17 protein-coding genes are annotated in these 18,940 nt (G+C 47.3%); 10 read left to right on the plus strand and 7 right to left on the minus strand.

The window, feature by feature from the left end; translation table 11 throughout:
- Positions 1-5 precede the first annotated feature (5 nt).
- Positions 6-2,504 carry a nitrite reductase large subunit NirB gene (gene nirB, locus QMG91_RS19160; protein WP_281831519.1) on the plus strand — a complete coding sequence of 833 codons (2,499 nt, stop codon included), beginning with the start codon at positions 6-8 and terminating at the stop codon, positions 2,502-2,504.
- Positions 2,504-2,839, plus strand: coding sequence for a nitrite reductase small subunit NirD (gene nirD / locus QMG91_RS19165; protein WP_022590240.1), 336 nt, complete (start codon positions 2,504-2,506; stop codon positions 2,837-2,839). Before nirB ends, nirD begins: the two co-directional genes overlap by 1 nt.
- A gap of 155 nt (positions 2,840-2,994) precedes the next feature.
- Here the strand turns inward: nirD and QMG91_RS19170 are convergent, their stop codons facing one another.
- On the minus strand, positions 2,995-4,557 hold the full coding sequence (locus tag QMG91_RS19170; protein WP_022590239.1) for a methyl-accepting chemotaxis protein: 1,563 nt from the start codon (positions 4,555-4,557) through the stop codon (positions 2,995-2,997).
- 353 nt (positions 4,558-4,910) lie between these two features.
- On the opposite strand from QMG91_RS19170, the gene QMG91_RS19175 reads away from it, so the two are divergent.
- The gene (locus QMG91_RS19175; RefSeq protein WP_281831520.1) at positions 4,911-6,578 is read left to right on the plus strand and encodes an amidohydrolase; all 1,668 of its coding nucleotides are present in this window, start codon (positions 4,911-4,913) and stop codon (positions 6,576-6,578) included.
- Position 6,579: 1 nt separating this feature from the next.
- Here the strand turns inward: QMG91_RS19175 and QMG91_RS19180 are convergent, their stop codons facing one another.
- On the minus strand, positions 6,580-7,497 hold the full coding sequence (locus QMG91_RS19180) for a LysR family transcriptional regulator (protein WP_004403246.1): 918 nt from the start codon (positions 7,495-7,497) through the stop codon (positions 6,580-6,582).
- A gap of 107 nt (positions 7,498-7,604) precedes the next feature.
- Between QMG91_RS19180 and QMG91_RS19185 the strand changes: the two genes are divergently transcribed.
- The 4 genes from QMG91_RS19185 (at position 7,605) to QMG91_RS19200 (ending at position 10,809) form a co-directional block, all read left to right on the plus strand.
- Positions 7,605-8,462 carry a TauD/TfdA dioxygenase family protein gene (locus tag QMG91_RS19185; protein ID WP_004403249.1) on the plus strand — a complete coding sequence of 286 codons (858 nt, stop codon included), beginning with the start codon at positions 7,605-7,607 and terminating at the stop codon, positions 8,460-8,462.
- Positions 8,463-8,533: 71 nt separating this feature from the next.
- Complete coding sequence (locus QMG91_RS19190; protein WP_004403253.1) at positions 8,534-9,352, plus strand: TSUP family transporter; 819 nt, start codon at positions 8,534-8,536, stop codon at positions 9,350-9,352.
- Between the two features lie 102 nt (positions 9,353-9,454).
- Entirely contained in the window at positions 9,455-10,057 is a 603-nt protein-coding gene (locus tag QMG91_RS19195; RefSeq protein WP_004403257.1) for a TfoX/Sxy family protein, read from the plus strand.
- A gap of 179 nt (positions 10,058-10,236) precedes the next feature.
- On the plus strand, positions 10,237-10,809 hold the full coding sequence (locus tag QMG91_RS19200; protein ID WP_345739851.1) for an SOS response-associated peptidase: 573 nt from the start codon (positions 10,237-10,239) through the stop codon (positions 10,807-10,809).
- Between the two features lie 30 nt (positions 10,810-10,839).
- Here the strand turns inward: QMG91_RS19200 and creD are convergent, their stop codons facing one another.
- The 5 genes from creD to pta form a co-directional block, all read right to left on the minus strand.
- Complete coding sequence (creD, locus tag QMG91_RS19205) at positions 10,840-12,225, minus strand: cell envelope integrity protein CreD (RefSeq protein ID WP_281831522.1); 1,386 nt, start codon at positions 12,223-12,225, stop codon at positions 10,840-10,842.
- A gap of 77 nt (positions 12,226-12,302) precedes the next feature.
- Positions 12,303-13,757, minus strand: a complete 1,455-nt coding sequence (gene creC / locus QMG91_RS19210) for a two-component system sensor histidine kinase CreC (RefSeq protein ID WP_281831523.1) — start codon at positions 13,755-13,757, stop codon at positions 12,303-12,305.
- On the minus strand, positions 13,754-14,437 hold the full coding sequence (locus tag QMG91_RS19215; RefSeq protein WP_281831524.1) for a response regulator: 684 nt from the start codon (positions 14,435-14,437) through the stop codon (positions 13,754-13,756). Before QMG91_RS19215 ends, creC begins: the two co-directional genes overlap by 4 nt.
- Before the next feature lie 106 nt (positions 14,438-14,543).
- Positions 14,544-15,296 (minus strand): sulfite exporter TauE/SafE family protein, encoded by a 753-nt coding sequence (locus tag QMG91_RS19220; RefSeq protein WP_281870314.1) that lies wholly within the window; start codon positions 15,294-15,296, stop codon positions 14,544-14,546.
- A gap of 15 nt (positions 15,297-15,311) precedes the next feature.
- Positions 15,312-16,310 carry a phosphate acetyltransferase gene (gene pta / locus QMG91_RS19225; protein WP_281831526.1) on the minus strand — a complete coding sequence of 333 codons (999 nt, stop codon included), beginning with the start codon at positions 16,308-16,310 and terminating at the stop codon, positions 15,312-15,314.
- Positions 16,311-16,485: 175 nt separating this feature from the next.
- Between pta and QMG91_RS19230 the strand changes: the two genes are divergently transcribed.
- The 3 genes from QMG91_RS19230 to QMG91_RS19240 are packed head-to-tail and all read left to right on the plus strand — an operon-like array spanning position 16,486 to position 18,916.
- Positions 16,486-17,301 carry an IclR family transcriptional regulator gene (locus QMG91_RS19230; protein WP_004403279.1) on the plus strand — a complete coding sequence of 272 codons (816 nt, stop codon included), beginning with the start codon at positions 16,486-16,488 and terminating at the stop codon, positions 17,299-17,301.
- 3 nt (positions 17,302-17,304) lie between these two features.
- Positions 17,305-18,009, plus strand: a complete 705-nt coding sequence (locus QMG91_RS19235) for a UTRA domain-containing protein (protein ID WP_022610659.1) — start codon at positions 17,305-17,307, stop codon at positions 18,007-18,009.
- A gap of 4 nt (positions 18,010-18,013) precedes the next feature.
- Positions 18,014-18,916 carry an EamA family transporter gene (locus tag QMG91_RS19240; RefSeq protein ID WP_281831527.1) on the plus strand — a complete coding sequence of 301 codons (903 nt, stop codon included), beginning with the start codon at positions 18,014-18,016 and terminating at the stop codon, positions 18,914-18,916.
- The last annotated feature ends 24 nt before the right edge of the window (positions 18,917-18,940 follow it).

The following is an 18,940-nucleotide window of genomic DNA, read 5'->3' on the forward strand; positions in this document are numbered from 1 at the left end:
GCACTATGGAACATTTGGTCATTGTCGGAAATGGCATGGTGGGGCACCAACTGGTGGTCTCTCTGGTGGAAAAGCATGCACACCTGAATTACCGGATTACTGTGATTGGTGAAGAACGTTTCATTGCGTACGACAGGGTTCAGCTTTCTTCGTTGTTTTCAGGGCGATCTCATGAAGATCTGATGCTGGGTAGTGAAGAGTGGTATCAAAAACACGGGATTGAACTGATATTAGGCAGTCAGGTCACGTCAATTCAAACCGAACAAAGACGCATCACCATGGATGACGAGGTGGTCTTAGGATACGACCAACTGGTGCTGGCGACTGGCTCATACCCTTTTGTGCCACCTATTCCGGGGCACGATCGACCCAATAGCTTTGTCTATCGGACTCTGGATGATTTATCTGAAATTCGCACTGCGTGTGAAGGGGCGAAAACGGGTGCGGTGATTGGTGGTGGACTGCTGGGCTTGGAAGCGGCGAATGCTTTGCGATTACTGGGTTTAGAAACCCATGTTATCGAATTTGCGCCGCGGTTAATGCCAGTTCAGCTCGACGCTGGGGCAGGCAATGTTCTGCAAAAGAAAATTGAAGCCTTGGGCTTAAAAGTTCACACATCTACCGCCACCGAAAACATCATTGATGGGGAAAACGCTTATCACCGAATGGTACTGAAAGATCAAGCGCCACTGGAAGTGGATGTGATAGTTTTCTCTGCTGGTATTCGACCGCAGGATGCCTTAGCAAGGCAAGCGGGACTGGATATTGGTGAACGAGGCGGGATTGTGATCGATGACGCATGTCGCACCAGCGATCCCAATATATTTGCGATTGGCGAATGCGCCCTGTGGCAAAACAAAATCTTTGGGCTGGTCGCGCCGGGTTACCAAATGGCCCGTGCGGTAGCTGACCAGCTTACAGGCACAGACAGTAATTTCACTGGTGCAGACATGAGCACCAAACTGAAGCTGCTGGGTGTGGATGTTGCCTCTATTGGGGATGCACAAATGCAAACCGAAGGGGCTCAGGAAATGGTGCTTCAGGATGCCAATACCGGGATCTACAAAAAGCTCATCACCGACGCGTCTGGCACACAGTTACTTGGGGCAATTTTGGTGGGAGACAACACCGACTACGATGTTCTGCTTCAATGCTATCTCAATCAAACCCCGTTGCCAGAATACCCCGCCGAGCTTCTTTTTGATGCGTCGCCTCTTTCTGGGGAAATTGGAGATAACACCTTAATCTGCTCTTGTCATAACGTGACAAAAAGTGATTTGGTGGTCGCGATTCAGGCTGGGGCGCACGATTTAAATACCCTGAAAGCCGAAACCAAGGCGGGTACCGGATGTGGGGGGTGTACCAATATGGTGAAAACCGTGCTGGACGCCGAGCTTGCGGCTATGGGTATGGAAGTGAACAATCACATCTGTGAGCACTTCGCGTATTCACGGCAGGAGTTATTCCACCTGTGTCAGGTCGAAAATATTCGCGACTTCGATGAATTGCTCGCTAAGCACGGCAAAGGTATGGGGTGTGATTTGTGCAAACCGACCGCTGCATCGATTTTTGCTTCCTTGTGGAATGAGCACATTCTTGAACTCAAACATCAGCCACTTCAAGATTCCAACGATGCCTTTATGGCGAATCTGCAAAAAGACGGTTCCTATTCCGTGGTTCCGCGGGTGCCCGGTGGAGAGATTACCCCAGACAAACTGATTCGCTTAGGCGAAGTCGCCAAGCAGTACGATCTGTACACCAAGATCACCGGTGGTCAGAGAGTCGATTTGTTTGGAGCCAAAATGGAACAGCTTCCGGACATATGGGAACAACTGATTCAGGCAGGGTTTGAAACCGGTCATGCGTATGGCAAATCGCTGCGAACCGTTAAGTCATGTGTGGGTTCTACCTGGTGCCGATACGGAGTCGATGATTCAGTCGGGCTGGCGATAGAGCTAGAGAATCGCTACAAGGGACTACGGTCTCCACACAAACTGAAAATGGCGGTATCTGGCTGCACCCGTGAATGTGCTGAAGCGCAAAGCAAAGATATTGGCGTTATCGCTACCGAAAATGGCTGGAACTTGTACGTGTGTGGAAATGGTGGAATGCGACCTCGACATGCCGACCTGTTTGCGTCCGATCTTTCCAAAGATGCGTTGATCACTTTGATCGACCGAGTGCTGATGTTTTACGTCCGAACCGCCGACAAACTCCAGCGTACTTCAGTCTGGATGGAGAACCTTGAAGGCGGGTTGGATTACCTGAAAAGCGTGGTTCTGGACGACTCTCTGGGGCTTAACGAGCAGCTCGAATCTCAGATGCAACACATCGTGGACACCTACCAGTGCGAGTGGAAATCGACCGTTGATTCGAAAGAGAAACGCGCACGATTCCGACCTTTTATCAATCAGGAAGGCGACAGTGTGCCATTGCCATATCAACGTGTTCGCGGGCAGCGGATCCCCAGCACCTTTGTCAGTGATGTTCAGGAGATGAAGTGATGTGGAAGAAAGTCTGTGACATCGACCAGCTTGCGCCTTATCAAGGCGTGGGGTGCGTTTTTGACGAGCAACAGGTGGCGCTATTTCTGGTTCCCGGTAAAGAAGCCAGAGTGTTCGCTGTGGGTAACTGGGACCCGATTAGCAAAGCTTATGTGATGAGCCGCGGGATTGTTGGCACCCAAGGGGATACCGTGTGCGTTGCTTCCCCCATGTACAAACAACACTTCAGCCTGGAAACAGGCGAGTGCCTTGAGGAGCCGGAGCAGTGCTTAAAAACCTGGTCGGTAGAACTGAAAGGGCAAGAGGTTTGGCTGCAGAGTGCGGTAAATGAATAGCGATAAGATAAGGAGCAGATAAGAATAATGACTTCCAGCCTGGCTTGCCATTCCTGACGTTTAGGACTCAGGATGTTCCAATTACAGAGGCAGTGGAACGGACTGATTTGGCAAGTCTTTTTGGTGGGGTACGCCCGTACCCCACCGTTTTTCTTTTACTTTTGCTCGAATTGTTTAGCCAGTTGATAAAGTTTATCTACCCCTTGCTTTAGCACCTGACTATTGCGTTCTACCAGATCGGTTTCAGCTAAGTTATTTTCAGATGTCTGGGCGATGGAGTGTATTCGATTACTTACTTGCTGAGAAAGCTGGGTCTGCTCGTTGGCAGAATTAGAAACCTGATCAATCAGACCGTGTATATCGGTCATCATTTGCTCTATCTGTTGCAAACACTGCGCGCCTTCCTGAGCGATGGTGACACAGTCTCCCGTCTGATCGCGGCTGCTTTCGATGTCTTTCTGCCATGTTGTAATGGTGCTGAGCATCTGACTTAAACTCGCCTGAATGGTTTCCGTTGCATTCTGAGTACGTGAAGAAAGTGCGCGTACTTCATCCGCTACCACGGCAAACCCACGTCCCTGCTCTCCCGCACGCGCCGCTTCTATCGCGGCGTTCAGTGCCAGCAGGTTGGTCTGTTCTGCAATGCCACTGATTTCTGACATTACGGAACTGACTTTTTGTGCCTGCTCGCTCAGCTGGTACGTGGTTTGTGTCGCCTGCTCAGCCTGAGACGCCAGTTCATTTAACTGATTTTCTGTCGCATCAATTTTAGAGCGAGTCACCTTACACTGGTCTTGAGTGTCGTTGATCAGTAACTGAGTTTGTGAAGCGTGCTCAAAGACCTGACCCGCAGAGTCCGCCATATCGTTTACGGCACTGGCGACATGGTGAATGTCTGTGTTCTGCTGGCGAATTGCACTCATTGCGCGAATGGCTGTATCGCTTAAATCGTCCGAAAGTTGGTGTAGTGGCGCAGCAGAATCGGTCATTCGACCGAGAACCGTACGAATACGGGCTTGCAGCAATTTGATGTGGAAATCTGCCGCAGACACCAACTGATTCCCCGAATACACAAGGCGACTGACGCTGTCGTATTCCGACTGCAGTTTTTTCATGTACTGAGGTGTGTTGATCAATTCCTGCCTGAAGAACACGGCCAGTGTTGCCGCAGGAAGGGCACTCATCATGAACTGCCAGGACACGCCAGATTCGATCAGGCTTCCAATAACAGGAACGGCACATGCCGCAGCGAGCGCGGTGTATTTAAACGCTGCTGGCAGGGCAAATGCCGCGCTGCGGCCACTTTTTTCTGCGGCAAGCAGTTTTTTGTATGCTGTGGATGCCACGTCTACCCAATTGGATTTCGGTTTAACGCGAACAGACTGATAACCCACAATGCTGCCGTGTTCGTAAATGGGGGTAACGTAGGCGTCTACCCAATAGAACCCTCCATTTTTGGTGCGGTTCTTTACGATTCCACGCCACGCATTGCCTTTCTTCAAATGAGACCACATGTCGCCAAATGCCGCTTTAGGCATGTCAGCGTGTCGGACAATATTATGATTCTGACCGAGCAACTCTTGTTCTTCGAAGCCAGCTACTCGACAGAAAGCAGGATTACAATAGGTAATCACGCCCTTAAGATCGGTAGTGGAAACCAGTTGTTCATTTTCTCCGACCAAAACTTCTTGAGCTGATTTTGAAAGTGATGAATTCATGTGATATCTATTCCATCTGAGCCTTTTGAGGGGCACATATAAGCACAATAAATACGAGGAATTCAAAATAAAAATTCATATTTACATATTTCTATGATCAGTAGCTCATAAAACCCGCGCTTCGATTTAATTTTGAGCTATAAAATAAATAAACTCTAATATTCGAGACAGGATTTAAATTACTGAGCGGTCTGTTACATTCACGAAAAATATGACCTATCATTATTCAAAGAGTTAGATTCAGATATCCGATTGAACTTTTTGTTTCTAAATGAAATTGTCTGTCTTCCTCTATTGGTCATTTTAAATTCATTCTCAATAATCCATCTCGGGTTTATCTACGGAGTCACACTATGAAGCGTCTGTTACTTGGGTGCGCGCTGGCTTTTTTTATTTCTCCTACCTTCGCAGTAATTAAGGCTGACTCCGTTATTACCAACGCAAAAATATACGTTGGCAAAGGCTACCGTGTTTCTTCAATGGCTATCCGGGAAGGAAAAATTGAATATTTAGGTGACGCGAATGGCGTCGAAGAATATATCGATGTTGAAACTAAAGTAGTCAATGCAAATGGTGCTTTGGTATTGCCCGGATTTATCGACAACCATAATCATGTATTTGAAGCCGCATCGGAAGTCGGGGGCGATTGTTATGTTGACCCTGATGTGACGTTGGAAGAGCAAATTCCCTATCTAAGGTATTGCAAACAATACGGAAAAGACCACAAATGGATTATTGGCTACGGCTTTCAGCTTGACCATATCCTCCACAAATCGAACAGGCGTACTCCTCTTCAAGTATTAGACAGCGTATTTCCAGATAAGCCCGTTATTTTGATGGAGCAGACGTCGCATTCTATGTGGGTCAACAGCGCGGCTTTGAAAGAAGCGGGTATAACAGCCAAAACACCGCACCCGGCTGGTGGTCGTATCCTTAAAGATAAAAAAGGAAAGCTTAACGGCATACTGCTCGACAACGCGGGTGACATCGTCATGGAGCTGGCGTGGAAAAGTACTGACAACCTGTTTGAAGCGAGCTACAGAGGTTTGCTCAATGGTCTGAGTGAGGCTTCACAACACGGTATTACCACCATTGGCGATGGCAGGATGTACTGGAAACGCGGCTGGTTGGAAGTGTGGCAACAAGCTGAAATCAACAATGCGCTGACGGCGCGGGTGTCTCTCCGCCCTTGGGTTTACCCGCAAGATGACATGCTGGAACAGCTGAAATATTTTGAACGTATCTATCGCAACGATGATTCTGGCTGGCTCCGCATTGATCAGGTGAAAATGTACAGCGACGGTATCCTTATTAACGGCACGGCCAAAACCCTGGCTCCTTATCTGTTCACTTACATGCCCAAAAGCAAAGATGGGCTTTATTACATCCCACCGGGAAAAATGCAGGAGTGGCTGCATCAGCTCAATGGTATTGGGTACGGTGCTCACATTCATGCCATTGGAGATAAGGCGGTTCGAGCGTCGTTGAATGCGATAGAAAGCCTGGATGAAGACGCACTAGAAGTGCCATACACCCTGACTCATGTTGAAATGGTGGATGTGAAAGACGTACTAAGGTTTTCACGCTTGGGCGTCAGTGCCGACATGCAGGTTGGCTCGGAATATGCCGCGCAACGTGACCATAGCTGGGCAAAGAAGTTTCTGGGTAAGAAACGTTCCCACGATTTGATGCCACTGCATTTGCTCTACCAGTCGGGTGCGAATGTAACACTCAGTAGCGACTGGAACGTTAACCCAATCAGCCCTCTGGCGAGTATTGCCAATAGCCTGCGGCTTGGAAAATATGGGTTACCAGACATAGACACGGCTATTGCCGCATACACCATTAACCCCGCACGAAGCCTGGGCATCGATCATATCACCGGAACACTGGAAGTCGGCAAATATGCGGATCTGGTTGTGCTTGGGGAAGACATCACCAAAATGGATGCGGAAGACATTCCCTATGCCCCAGTCTGGCTGACTATGGCAATGGGAAACATCGTCTTCCTGCTGGAGTAAATTACGCCTTATTAAACCAAGGTCTGTTTGCCAAACGTGCTTTGATGAAGTCCAGAAACAGGTTGACCTTTAATGGTCTCTGTTGCCTGTCGTCGGAAACCAGTGCTACCACATCTGCTCTGGGTAAAGGGAAATCCGTAAGCAAAGAGACCAGTTCGCCAGACTTGAGCTCTTTGGTCACGTCCCACTCTGAGCGCTGAATGATTCCCCGACCATCGATTGCCCAGTCTTTGATGACCTGCCCGACATTACTCGACAATTTAGGATGGATCCTGACACCGGTGGGTGGCTGATTGTCGGCAGCTTCAAACTTCCACATGGTTACATCTTCATCATTTTCCCTTAAAGCGATACATTGGTGCTTGTGCAAATCCTGCGGACAAAGCAAAGGTGCTGAATTTCGCAAGTAATGAGGAGATGCCAACAAAAGACGACGATTTTCCGCAAGATGTATGCATTTGAGTGAAGAGTTCTTTAATTCACCAATGTAAACCATTACATCTGGATGTTGTCTGTCGGTCCAGCGTGGTATGTCGGAAAGAGTCAGGTCGATATCAATATTTGGGTAGCGTTCCTGAAACTCTGTGACAAGAGGAGCGATGTAGTCGATGCCGAATCCTAAAGGGGATAGTACCCGTAGTTCACCTTCAATTACTTGCTTATCAGCAAGTATCTCATTCTGTAATGACTCTATGTCGACAAGCAGCTTGCGCCCCCGTTTGGCCAGCTTTTCACCTTCCTCTGTCAAGGTCGTTGAACGGACGCTGCGTTCGACTAATTTTACATTCAGCTTCTTCTCTAATGCTTGCAGCCTCTGCGAGATACTCGGGGGTGTTACGTTAAGTGTACGGGCCGCTGCAGCCAGCGATTGGCTATTAGCAATAGTGTCGAAAAATTCGAGGTCCTGTGAAGTCAGCATTAAGTCCAGCCTTAATATTGGAGTTAGATATGATTAATTTAACTACATGATGAAAATTGATACTAATATCGGCGTCGCATAATTAATTTAAAAAACGGACTTAACTCATGGATAAGGTTGCTTCTACACATTTTGAGATAGATATCGAGGCTCAACCCATTGCACGCAGTATGGGGTTGGAAATAAAGGGTTTAAAACTGTCGGAAATAGACAGCTCAGGCTTTAAGGAGCTTTATAAGCTACTCATTGAAAACAAACTACTTGTATTCCGTAAACAGGATATGAGTTCTCAGGAATTAATGGACTTTGCTGAAAAACTTGGCGTGGTTCAAAAATATCCGTTTTCTAGCGGAATAGAGGGTTTCCCGAATATTGTGGAAATACGCAAAGAACCCGATCAGGCAGAAAACTTCAGTGGTATGTGGCATGTGGATTCCACGTATTTAGATAATCCACCTGATTTTACAATGTTAACGGCAAGGGCTACCCCTACAGTGGGTGGCGACACAATTTTCTCAGACAGCCAAAAGGCTTTTCAAAAGCTGTCTTCGGGAATGAAAGAATTCTTGCTGAATAACGACGCGGTTTACATTTCAAATAAGCATCAGTCGGCTAAGCAAAAAATTCCGCATCTGACTAACTTTAGTCAAATTGCAACAGCAAACGCGACGTTTGAAGCGATTCATCCGTCAATTATGACTCACGAAGAGACGGGGCATCATGCCATCTACGTCAATAAGGAGCATACAGAGAGATTTGCCAACCTGACCTTAGAGGAAAGTACGCCAATTTTGGAGTACCTCTTTGATCATGTTGCCAAGCCCGAGTTCACCACCCGCATTAAGTGGGAAAATGGCACGGTTGTTATGTGGGACAACCGGTCGGTGCAACACCACGCGGTAAACGATTATCACGGTTCATTACGAGTAATGCATCGTGTAATTGTGAACCGCAGAACGTCCTAAATCCATGTTTTACCGAGCCTTGGTCAATGGTACAAGGCTCGGCTTTTTTTGCCCTGTACGGAGTTTGACAAATGGAGCTGTCGCTTTTTGAAGTTTCTGAAAGTGTTTTGATTTGGTTGTTTTGCGCGGCGTTAATCGCTGGCATCGTCGACGCGATTGCTGGTGGCGGCGGGCTGATCACCGTGCCAAGCATGATGCTAGCAGGTGTACCACCTCTCGTAGTACTGGGTACAAATAGGTTGCAGGCAGTAATAGGTGAAACTACGGCATTGATCACCTACTGGCTAAACAATGAAATAAAACTGAAAGGATTTGCATTTGGGATTTTTATGACAGGAATAGGGGCTGTGTTGGGTTCCTATTCCGTCAGTCTGTTTCCAAAAGATGTGTTGCAGCTTTTGCTACCCATCTTAATGGTGTGTATCACCTTTTATTCAATTTTATCGAAAAGAATTAAAAATAACGTGGCGACCGAAGCCAAGATGTCTAACCGACGCTTCATGATGATGTGTGGTTTAGCCATCGGTTTTTACAACGGCTTTTTCGGTCCGGGTACAGGTTCAATTTGGATGGTGGCTTTCGTAATTCTGCTAGGTTTTACGATCAAGCAAGCCACTATCGCCACGAAACCATTGAACCTGATTGGTAACTTAGTCTCTTTATTGTTCTTTATCGGGCTAGGAACCGTTGATTACAAACTGGGTTTAGTAATGGGTGCCGGACAGATTTTAGGTTCGGTACTAGGAAGTAAGATCGTAATTCACAACGGCGATAAAGTGGTTCGTCCTGTATTTATCACCGTTACGTTACTCATGACAGTCAAACTGATTGTCGACAGTGACCATCATATGTTCGTAACTGAAACGATGGCACTGATATCCAAACTCTAAAGCAGTTTGGCGGAAGGAACGCAATAAATGTGTGTTGCCAGTATGAGGGTGCTGGCATTCCTGAAGCACAAAGCCAAGGATGTACCATAGGGGGGAAAGGGTATGAATGTAAATGTAGATTCAACCATACTCATCGCGCAGCGATTTGGACGCGTAAGCTCTCGCGCAATGTTTGGTGGCACAGGTATTTTCTGTGACGACATAATCTTTGCGGTTGCTCGCGATGAGCATGTTTTCTTAAGAGCTGGAGACAAACTTAAAGACCAGCTCGTCGATTTAGGGTGTGGTGAATGCCAGCCCGAAGCTCAGATGAAAGGCGATTTCAAAATTGCTGCTCACTACTTTTCACTGCACTCAGAACTGGACGAAAACAGTTTTGTGAAAGCGGTGGATCTTTCTATTGAAGCAGCGAATCACGATCATCGAGCCAATCAGCCGCTTAGGTTGTTACCTAACGTGCGGCGATTGCATTTGAAACTATTTCGTCGGATCGGAATCGGCTCGATGACCGATCTTCAACAAGATACAACCGCCAATATTGTCAGCAAAATCGTCAATCTGGGGCTTGATCTTGATGTCTCTCCAAAGCTTCTTTATGAAATTGAAGGAGCGAGGACAGGTCAACATTGGACAGTGCTTCCTGAAGAGGAAAAGCGCAGGTTGGATGCTGACTATCAAATGATCATAGGCAATCGCGCTTCTTAATAAAAACCGCGCAGATTTTAAAGATCACCTACTTAGCAGGTCGAAAGACCTGCTTTTTTTATTCCCTGATTTTCAGCACTTATGACGATTTTCAATGACTCTTTTTTGGGGAATTGGGAATCTTAAAAATAAGACACTATACTTTTTCTACTCACAGTTGTAGCGAGTGGAGAATCGTTATCTGCGGCAGATTAAACATAATGGACGACCCATTTGTCCAGCAAGTGTGCGAACAATTAGGGATTCAGTTTTCCGCAAAATCTAACCCAGACCTCAGACCCACAGAAACGTTGGCGACTGTAGGCGCTGGAGCCATGGGAATGCAGCAGTTTGATTTGCGGTGGGGGATCAAACCTCATTGGGCTAAGCGAGTCATTATTAATGCTCAGGCAGAAACAGTTGCATCCAAACCCACCTTTAAACATGCCTTTGAAACTTCAAGAGTCGTCGTCCCATGCGGTGGCTGGTATGAATGGACCCCTCAGGACAATGGAAAGCAGAAATACCTTTTTCAGTCACCATCGGATGAACCACTTTATATGGCAGCAATCGCACTGGAGTCGATGAATAAGGTTGTCACGCTCACCACTAAGCCAGATCAGGGTTATGCCCAATACCATCATAGAATGCCGTTGCTGATTCCGCGTTCTGACGTTAGCCGTTGGCTGTTTGCCTCACCCTCAGATGCCAAAGACCTACTTCAGCTTGAGGAGCAGCAACCCTTGAAGGCAATACCTGTGGTAGAGAAATGAACAGAGCCGCTTTCGCGGCTCTGTTCTGGTTTATGAGGGGTCTTTGCTTTTGGTTTCAGGTTCTGGGACGTCATCAGAATCAATGTCATAGACGTCTTCATTCTGACTGGCGGCTTTGGCGCTGCGTTCATACCAGTTCACATTACGTGTCAGTACCATAACAAAGCTCAGAACGACAAAGCAGAGTAATGTGCCCATCAGCAATGCGTAGCTTTCTGCTTGTAGAAGACCGAACAGCAATCCATAAAGGATAAGTAAACTGGCTCCAAAAATGGCACCGTGTTTGGTATTGGATAACATGCCTGCAACGTACACTCCGAGTAATCCCGTTGAAGCGACAGCCGAAAAAAGGTATGCCCAGTTAAAGCCGGTGTGCTCACTCAGCGAAATCAACAACAAGTAAAATACCGCTAACGCAAGCCCGACGAAACCATATTGGATCGGGTGGATTGGTCTTGCCTGGAACAGTTCCAATAAGAAGAAGCTAGCGAAGATCAGGGTAATGACCAATAGCGAGTAATTGACCGCCCGGTGAGATTTTAGATAGTGATCTACCGGGTCGATTAGGTCCACGCCCATTTGTCGGCTTTCCAGTTCGTAGCATTGGGTGTTGTCCGACAGGCATTGATCAAACAGTTGGGTAATGTTGGTAGAAAAGTTGTTGGTGGACCATTTGGCTTCGAATCCGGATTCATTGATGTCGGAAGAAGTCGGCAGGTAATCGCCAATAAAGCTCGGATGTGGCCAACTGGACGATAAAGCCACTTGAGTGTTCTTTCCAATTGGCGAAATTTGCAGTGTACCCATCCCCTGCAATAAGAAGTTCAAATCGAAGTTTAATGGTTCTGACGTATCGAGAGTACGGATATCCAGCTTGTTGTGAAAACCCTGAGCCATCTGGTTCATCCCAGTCCCCGGAACCACTTCAATTGCCTGACCGTTGAGCGACAAATCGCCGAGATTGATAAGTCCACGGCTGTCGCGAATACCAACCACCAAACTAACGCTGTCAATGTCATAGTCACTGAGCTCGTCTATTAAGGACATATCAAAGTGACCATGGACAGAGGTTTGTGCCTGATAAAGTCTGGCTTTGTAGATGCCTCTGTATTTTTCGAAACTTTCCAGATGAGACGTCAGGTTAAAGGATTCGGGCAAGATGAATGCCTGACGATCAATGGTGTACTCTTTTTCGTTATTAGTGATGGTTTCGGTGTAGTTGATGTTAATGAAAGGACCAATAACACGTTGTTCACCACTACTGCTTCTGGCAATGTCGGCTCTTACCTCGTCTTGGCGGTAAGATCGCTCTGAAATCAGCCCGTCAATCATAGAAACTGGGACTTGCAGTAGCAAAAACAGAAACAGCACAAAGCCGAACTTTATGCCTAACTGATTATTTAAGATTTTTCTCATTATCACTCTCCTTGAGTTGCTGGTAAGTCCACTCTAAAACAGCAACTTGGAGAGTGAATGGAGTCAATGTGGAGTTTTTATGGAGAAGGCAGCTCGAGTGTGACCCTGACACCCTTTTCAATGTTTTCGACAATCAGACTGCCGTTGTGCAACTTTGCAACCTGCTCAACGAAGTTCAACCCCAGCCCTGTGCTCTTGGCGCCGTTTTCTCGGGGAAGGGAATAAAAGCGTTCTGTCACTCTTTCAAGTGCATACTCAGGAATGGCTGGTCCCTGATTTTCAATCACCAACGCCACATGTTCATCCAATTTGGTTGCTCGCCAGTGAATTTCACCATGCTCAAAGGCGAAGTCTAAGGCGTTATCCATTAAGTTAAACAAGGCTTGTTTTAGTAGGAACCCATCTCCCACTAACTCGATTGGTGAGTCCGTGTTCAATTCGCATGTGAGTTGCTTTCTGCTCAAACGTGAATCGGATGCTTGTATGATCTCTTCCAGCATGGATTTAGGGTTAAGGCGTTCGGTCTTTTCCAGTTCCGGCATTTTTTCTAGCCGGGTCAGATCAAGCAGTTTATCGACCAGCGACTGCATTCGGTCGCTTTCCCGCTCAATATTGCCCGCAAACCGGGTGATTTTTTCTTCCGGTAACGGCATCTGTAAAATTTCGCTGGCTCCTTTAATGGCAGAAAGCGGGCTTTTCAGCTCATGAGTCAGTGTCTGAACGTAATCTTCGACGTATTGCTTGCCATCAAGCTGGTTACGCATTTTCTCAAGTGCATCGCTCAGGGTGCTGTATTCGTAAAAGATCCGGAATTTGGGCTTGGTGACTTTCTCTCCCCGACCCATTTTGTCGGCGTAGTTTTCCAATTTGTGTAAAGCGGAATGGATACGCCAGGCTATCAACGCCCCCGCCAGCAGAACTAATCCCGTCATCCACATCATCCAGAACAGCACATTACGCTTGGACAGGTCGATGAACGGCTGAACACTGCGGTTGGCTTTTGCTACGGTGACGCTGCCTATGATTTCGCCCTGATGATAAATGGGAGCCGCAACGTGCATCACGGTAGAGAGCGGATCTTTCGGGTCCTCAATCGTGCTTCTGGCACCATATTGACCGCGCAAAGTAAGGTAAACGTCGTTCCACTGGGAGTAATCTGCGCCCACATCTTGCTGCCACGAGTCTGCGATGACGATGCCGTTTTTGTCAGTGATGTAAATTCGGTGGTTGATGACCTTCTTACCAATTTCCCAGATTCTGGCTTCAGGTTCCCGCTTGCCATACGCCGCCAAAAGACGGGCAAAGCGGCTTTCCGTCATCTCTCCATTGGCGACGTCTTCCTCTGCTAGCACAGCCAATAGGTTCGCCATATCCACCAAGGTTTCTTCTGTCGCCTGACGCACCGTTGGTTTGAGTTCCTGAATCACAGTCTGGCTCACGATGTAAGCCGTCATCCCAACCAGTACGAAATAGAGAAAGAACAGGCGGATTCCGAGTGGAATTCTGGGCCAGTGTGATGTTTTCCCGGTCATTCCTGCTCCTTCAGATAGTAGTAGCCGAAGCCTCGTTTGGTGCAGATGCGATCCACCATCCCATAAGGCTTCAGTTTGTTGCGAATGGCTTTGATATGGGAATCAATGTTACGTTCGTAAACGGCATCAGGTGTCATGTCCGCTGCAACCATGAGTTGCTCCCGGCTTAATACGTTGGCAGAAACCTCAATCAGCTTATGAAGAATTTTGAATTCTACGGCGGTGAGACCAAGGTGCTCCCCATTGACACTGTAGTCGAAGTTTTCTGCATACAAATCTGATGAAGATCTTGTTTGTATTTCTGGTTCTGAAGTCGGGCTGACCGGGCGGGATTTGATACGTAGCTTAATACGGGCAAGCATTTCACGTGGGCTAAAGGGTTTGGTGACATAGTCGTCTGCACCGATTTCCAGACCGACCACCCGATCAATTTCATCGTTACGTGCGGTTAGGAAAATAATCGGAATGGCAGAAAAGTCCCGAATGGTTTTGCAGAGTTCAAATCCATTGCCGTCGGGTAACCCGACATCCAGAACCAGCAGATCGGGATGGTGGGACTTCAAATGCGCCAGCCCCTCTCCGGCAGTAGAAAACCAGTCCACCTGGTAGCCATCCATTTCCAGAACGTGGATAAGGTTTTCAGCGATAGCAGGCTCATCTTCAATGATCAGGATATTCAAAATTCGACTCGATTCAGCAGGATATGCGTAGAGTATACTCTTCTGTCTAAATCAAAAGTAAGGATAGATGATGGATTTTCGATAAGCTGATTCTTTGCAGAGTTAACTAGACAATTAAATCTATAAAGAAAGGTGCCATAAGTCTTATGGCTATCAGGAATAAAACCAGTGCGATACCTTTTCTCATGGTATTAGGTTCGATATTGCTTGGGTATTTCTGGGTGAGATATGTAACCACCATAACTAAAGGAATGGCAATGGCAGATATGGTCAGGATCTCTGGAGTGAGTTGGTTTTCCCAAGCCAAAATGATGGTTCGGGACAGAGAACTGCACAGAAAGGTCGAAAGTAGCAATGCGCGAATATGTTCGATTGCCATTGGTTGACGGTAAAAGTGATAAATCAGTGGGGGACCACCCAAACCAAACAAACCACCGCTCAGCCCTGATGCGAAACCTGCAACAGAGAAACTGGCAAAACTCGACAGTTCTTGTTTTGCTGCGGTGCGTCGGAACAGGCTAATGGCACTGTACAGAATCATCCCGCCCAGCAAGAATTCCAATACGCTCAAAGCATCGCCACTCAGGTGGTTGAGACCCCAAACGCCGATATACACACCGGGAATTGAACCAACAACAGTGAATGCCCACTTACGCCAGGGTGTGCGCCTTCCCACTGCTTTTAACGCGGTTACGCAGTTGGCGACCGTGATCAAACTGATGATTGCAGCGACAACTGGCAAACTATACAGCTTAAAAGCACTGGTGAGCCCAACAATGATGATGGCAAGCCCAAACCCCGTTACGGTCTGGAAATAGGTGCCAAAGGCAATAATGACGAGCAACAGGGTCAGTTCCATTCGTGATTGGCTACCTCAGGTATGTTGTGCTTGAACAACAGTTGTCGCGATAACGTGAAAGATATCGTCTTCACTGCATCCTCTGGATAAATCATTTGCGGGTTTGGCTAATCCTTGTAGAAGAGGACCAATGGCTTTTGCTCCACTCAGCCTTTCAGCCAGTTTATAGCCTATGTTGCCCGCTTCCAGGTTGGGAAAAACCAGAATATTCGCATCCCCCTGCACCGCAGAGTTAGGGGATTTTTTTGAAGCTATCTCTTTAACAATAGCGGCATCAAACTGAACATCCTCATCAATTGTAAGATCGGGGTGCTTATTTTTTACCAGCTTGGCTGCGTTTATTACTTTATCAACAGCAGAGTGTTGTGCGCTACCGTTTGTTGAGAACGAGAGCATGGCAATCCTTGGCTCCACATTAAGAAGTTGTGTGGCGCTTTTAGAGGCGGTGATAGCTATGTTTGCCAGTTGCTCTTCATTTGGGTCTACGACCAATCCACAATCCGTAAAGATAAGCGAACCTTTGTGCTGGTGAAAAGGCTCGCAAAGCATCATGATGAAAAAGCTCGATACCAGCGGAAAGTCGCGATTAGTACCAATGAGTTGAATGGCATGCCGAACCACTTCTGCCGTGGTGTGAACTGCGCCTGCGACGAGACCATCGGCATAACCCTGCCTGACCAGCATGTTAGCGAAAACCAGCGGCTGATCGATGAGCTGATTGGCATCTTCCAGAGTCATTCCCTTATGCTTCCTTGCTTCATACATTGCCTGAGCCAGATCTGGCTTCCATTCTGAATTATGGGTTTCGACCAGCGTCAGTTCATGCAGATCTAACCCTTGTGCTTTTGCCTGAGTTTCGAGATCCCGATTACTGCCTACTAAAATGACTTTGGCAATATTTTCATTTTGGGCTCGCAGAGCGGCTTTGATGACCCGCGGATCCTGACCTTCACAAAGAGCAATGGTTTTTGGGTTTTCCTTGGCACTAAGAATGATGCGTTCTATTGCTTTCATGTTTAAATTCCATTTATTGATACATTTTGTTCCGTAAAATGATTTATTATAGTGATGCTAACGACTGACACCCCATAGATCAATGTAAAATCCGCTATGTGGTATAAATCATTTTGCTTTCTTGCTATAAGTGATGGCGTCAGAAGACCTTGTTTCAAATAAAGCCCGGAGAGTTATGGATAGCCAGTCATCCCCTCATCTTCCCAAAGTGGAAGGAGACACGCCCACTTTGCGTCTTTTTGCGTTGTTAGAAGTGATTGCCGAAAAGGACGAATTTTTTTCTTTACAGAGTTTGGTTGAAGAAACCGGTTTGCCGAAACCAACCCTGCACCGGATGCTTCAGCAACTGGAGAGCGCAGGTATTGTCCAGCGTGACCATGATGACAGGCATTACAGCACTGGAATTCGGCTTCGTCGGTTTGCAGAAAAGCTTTTGCTGAACAGCACAATCCACAGCGCAAGGCATGCGGTATTGTTGCAACTGCAAAAAGAAGTCGGAGAAAGCTGTAATTTAACGGCCCTCTCGGGAGGCGAGATTGTTTATGTGGACAGGGTAGAGACAGAAGCACCGCTGAGATTCTACCTGCACCCTGGTTCGCGAGTTCCGGTTCATTGTAGCGCCACTGGTAAATTGTTCCTCGCCAACATGAATGCGAAACAGCGCCGTCGAGTGCTGACCACCACAGAGCTTGAACGCTATACTCAACACACCAAAACCAGCATCGAAGAGCTTGAAGAAGAACTGGATATCGTGAAAAACAACGGTTATGCCATCGATAACGAAGAGTTTCTTCCCGGTCTGTTCTGCGTGGCGGTACTGGTGCCTTCAAAACGTGGTCGCTCTAACCTTGGTATCGCTATTCAGGCGCCTATTATTCGTCTAAAACCAGAACAGGCTTTGCATTTTCTTCCGGCTTTGCAGCGCGCAGCCAATGCATTAGCCAAAATAGAAGAGGAAGAAGATGAATTTCTGGCTGGAAATGGTGACTGATCAGTGCAATACGTCGATATAAAAACCGTTATTGAAGAACAGATAGAGTCGGGTTTGTTACCCGCAGGGCAAAAACTACCGCCGGAGCGGAAACTTGCAGAGTCATTTAATACGACGCGGGTAACACTGCGAGAGGCGCTGTCGCTTCTGGAAACTGAAGGCAAAATATTCAGAGAAGATCGCCGGGGATGGTTTATTTCCCCTTCTGCTATGCGATATGACCCGGGTAAGGACTTTAGCTTTACCGCACTTGCAAAGGCCAATGAGCGCAATCCAAGAACTGAAGTGTTAAAGGCAAAGACAGTGCTGGCGACCAAATACGCGTCGCAGATACTCGATCTTCAGCCTTTTTCCGACGTACACCAAATTGAGCGCTTACGTTTTCTGGACGAGAGACCCGTGGTTTATGTGACACATTACGTGCAGCCAGACTTTGCACCAACGCTGCTTGACCACGATCTGACTCAGTCCTTAAGTGGTATTTGTTCGTCTGAATTTGGTGTTCATCCCGCCTCAACGCAGATCAGGCTGAGGACCACTTCCCTGCTTGGAGAAATCGCTCAGGCATTGCGGGCTACACCCGGAGCACCGGCGATGGTGATAGAAAGAACCTGTATGGATGCAACGGGTGCCATCATTGATTGCAGGGTGGAATACTGGCGCCATGACGCCATCAGCATTGAATCTACCGTGGAGTTGAAAACCTAAATCGATGTCGACATTTGCCATAGTGCTGGTGATTTTTTCCGCATTGCTGCATGCAAGCTGGAACATCATTGGTAAGTCGAAACAGGGGTCAGGAGGCGCATTTTTTCTGGCCTCATCTTTTGCTCCGACCCTTTTGTTGTTGCCTTTTACTTTGTGGTTTCTAACCTACCCAGAGGTATCACTGCCAGTTGAATTCTGGTTGTGGGTGATGATCAGTGCAGTTTTCCAAGCGCTTTATATTCTGGGGTTAGCGTATGCTTACCAACGTGCCGATGTTGGGGTGATATATCCCATTGCGCGAGCATTGCCGGTGCTAATGGTGGGTGTAGGAACCGCCGTTCTGGGGCAGGTACTTTCCCTGCCTCAATGGATAGGGTTTGGTCTGATTACTTTGGGGTGCTTGTGTGTCCCATTAGTCTCATTTCGTCAATTTAAGCTGGCAGATTACATGAATGCCGGTGTTGCTTGGGCGTTGGTCGCAGCAATAGGCACCACTGGGTATTCGATTCTGGATAAAGTTGCGATAGACATTGTTTCTCACAGCGTCGCGGGCATTCACAACGCTCAGCAGGTGGCGATTTTTTATCTCGGTATTCAGTTTGGTTTTATGGCGATGACCCTGAGCCTTGTGTTTGCTGTCAGGAAAAAATGGGATGTGTTTGCAGCAGGCTGGGCGATGAAGAAGTCAGCAACGGTCGCGGGCATTATGATGGGTGTGACGTATACGCTCGTTCTTTATGCCATGACTCTGACTGAGAACGTGAGCTTGGTCGTGGCACTGCGCCAGACCAGCATTATTTTTGGTTTGTTGCTTGGCATCGTTTTCTTGAAAGAGAAATGGCTCTATACGCGTGGTGTTGGTGTCATTTGTATTGTTGCTGGATTGGTTTTGGCGCTTACCAACTAAAAATGCCTCGTTAAACGAGGCATT

Source organism: Vibrio nigripulchritudo, assembly GCF_027924785.1.
Taxonomy (GTDB): Bacteria; Pseudomonadota; Gammaproteobacteria; order Enterobacterales; family Vibrionaceae; genus Vibrio; species Vibrio nigripulchritudo.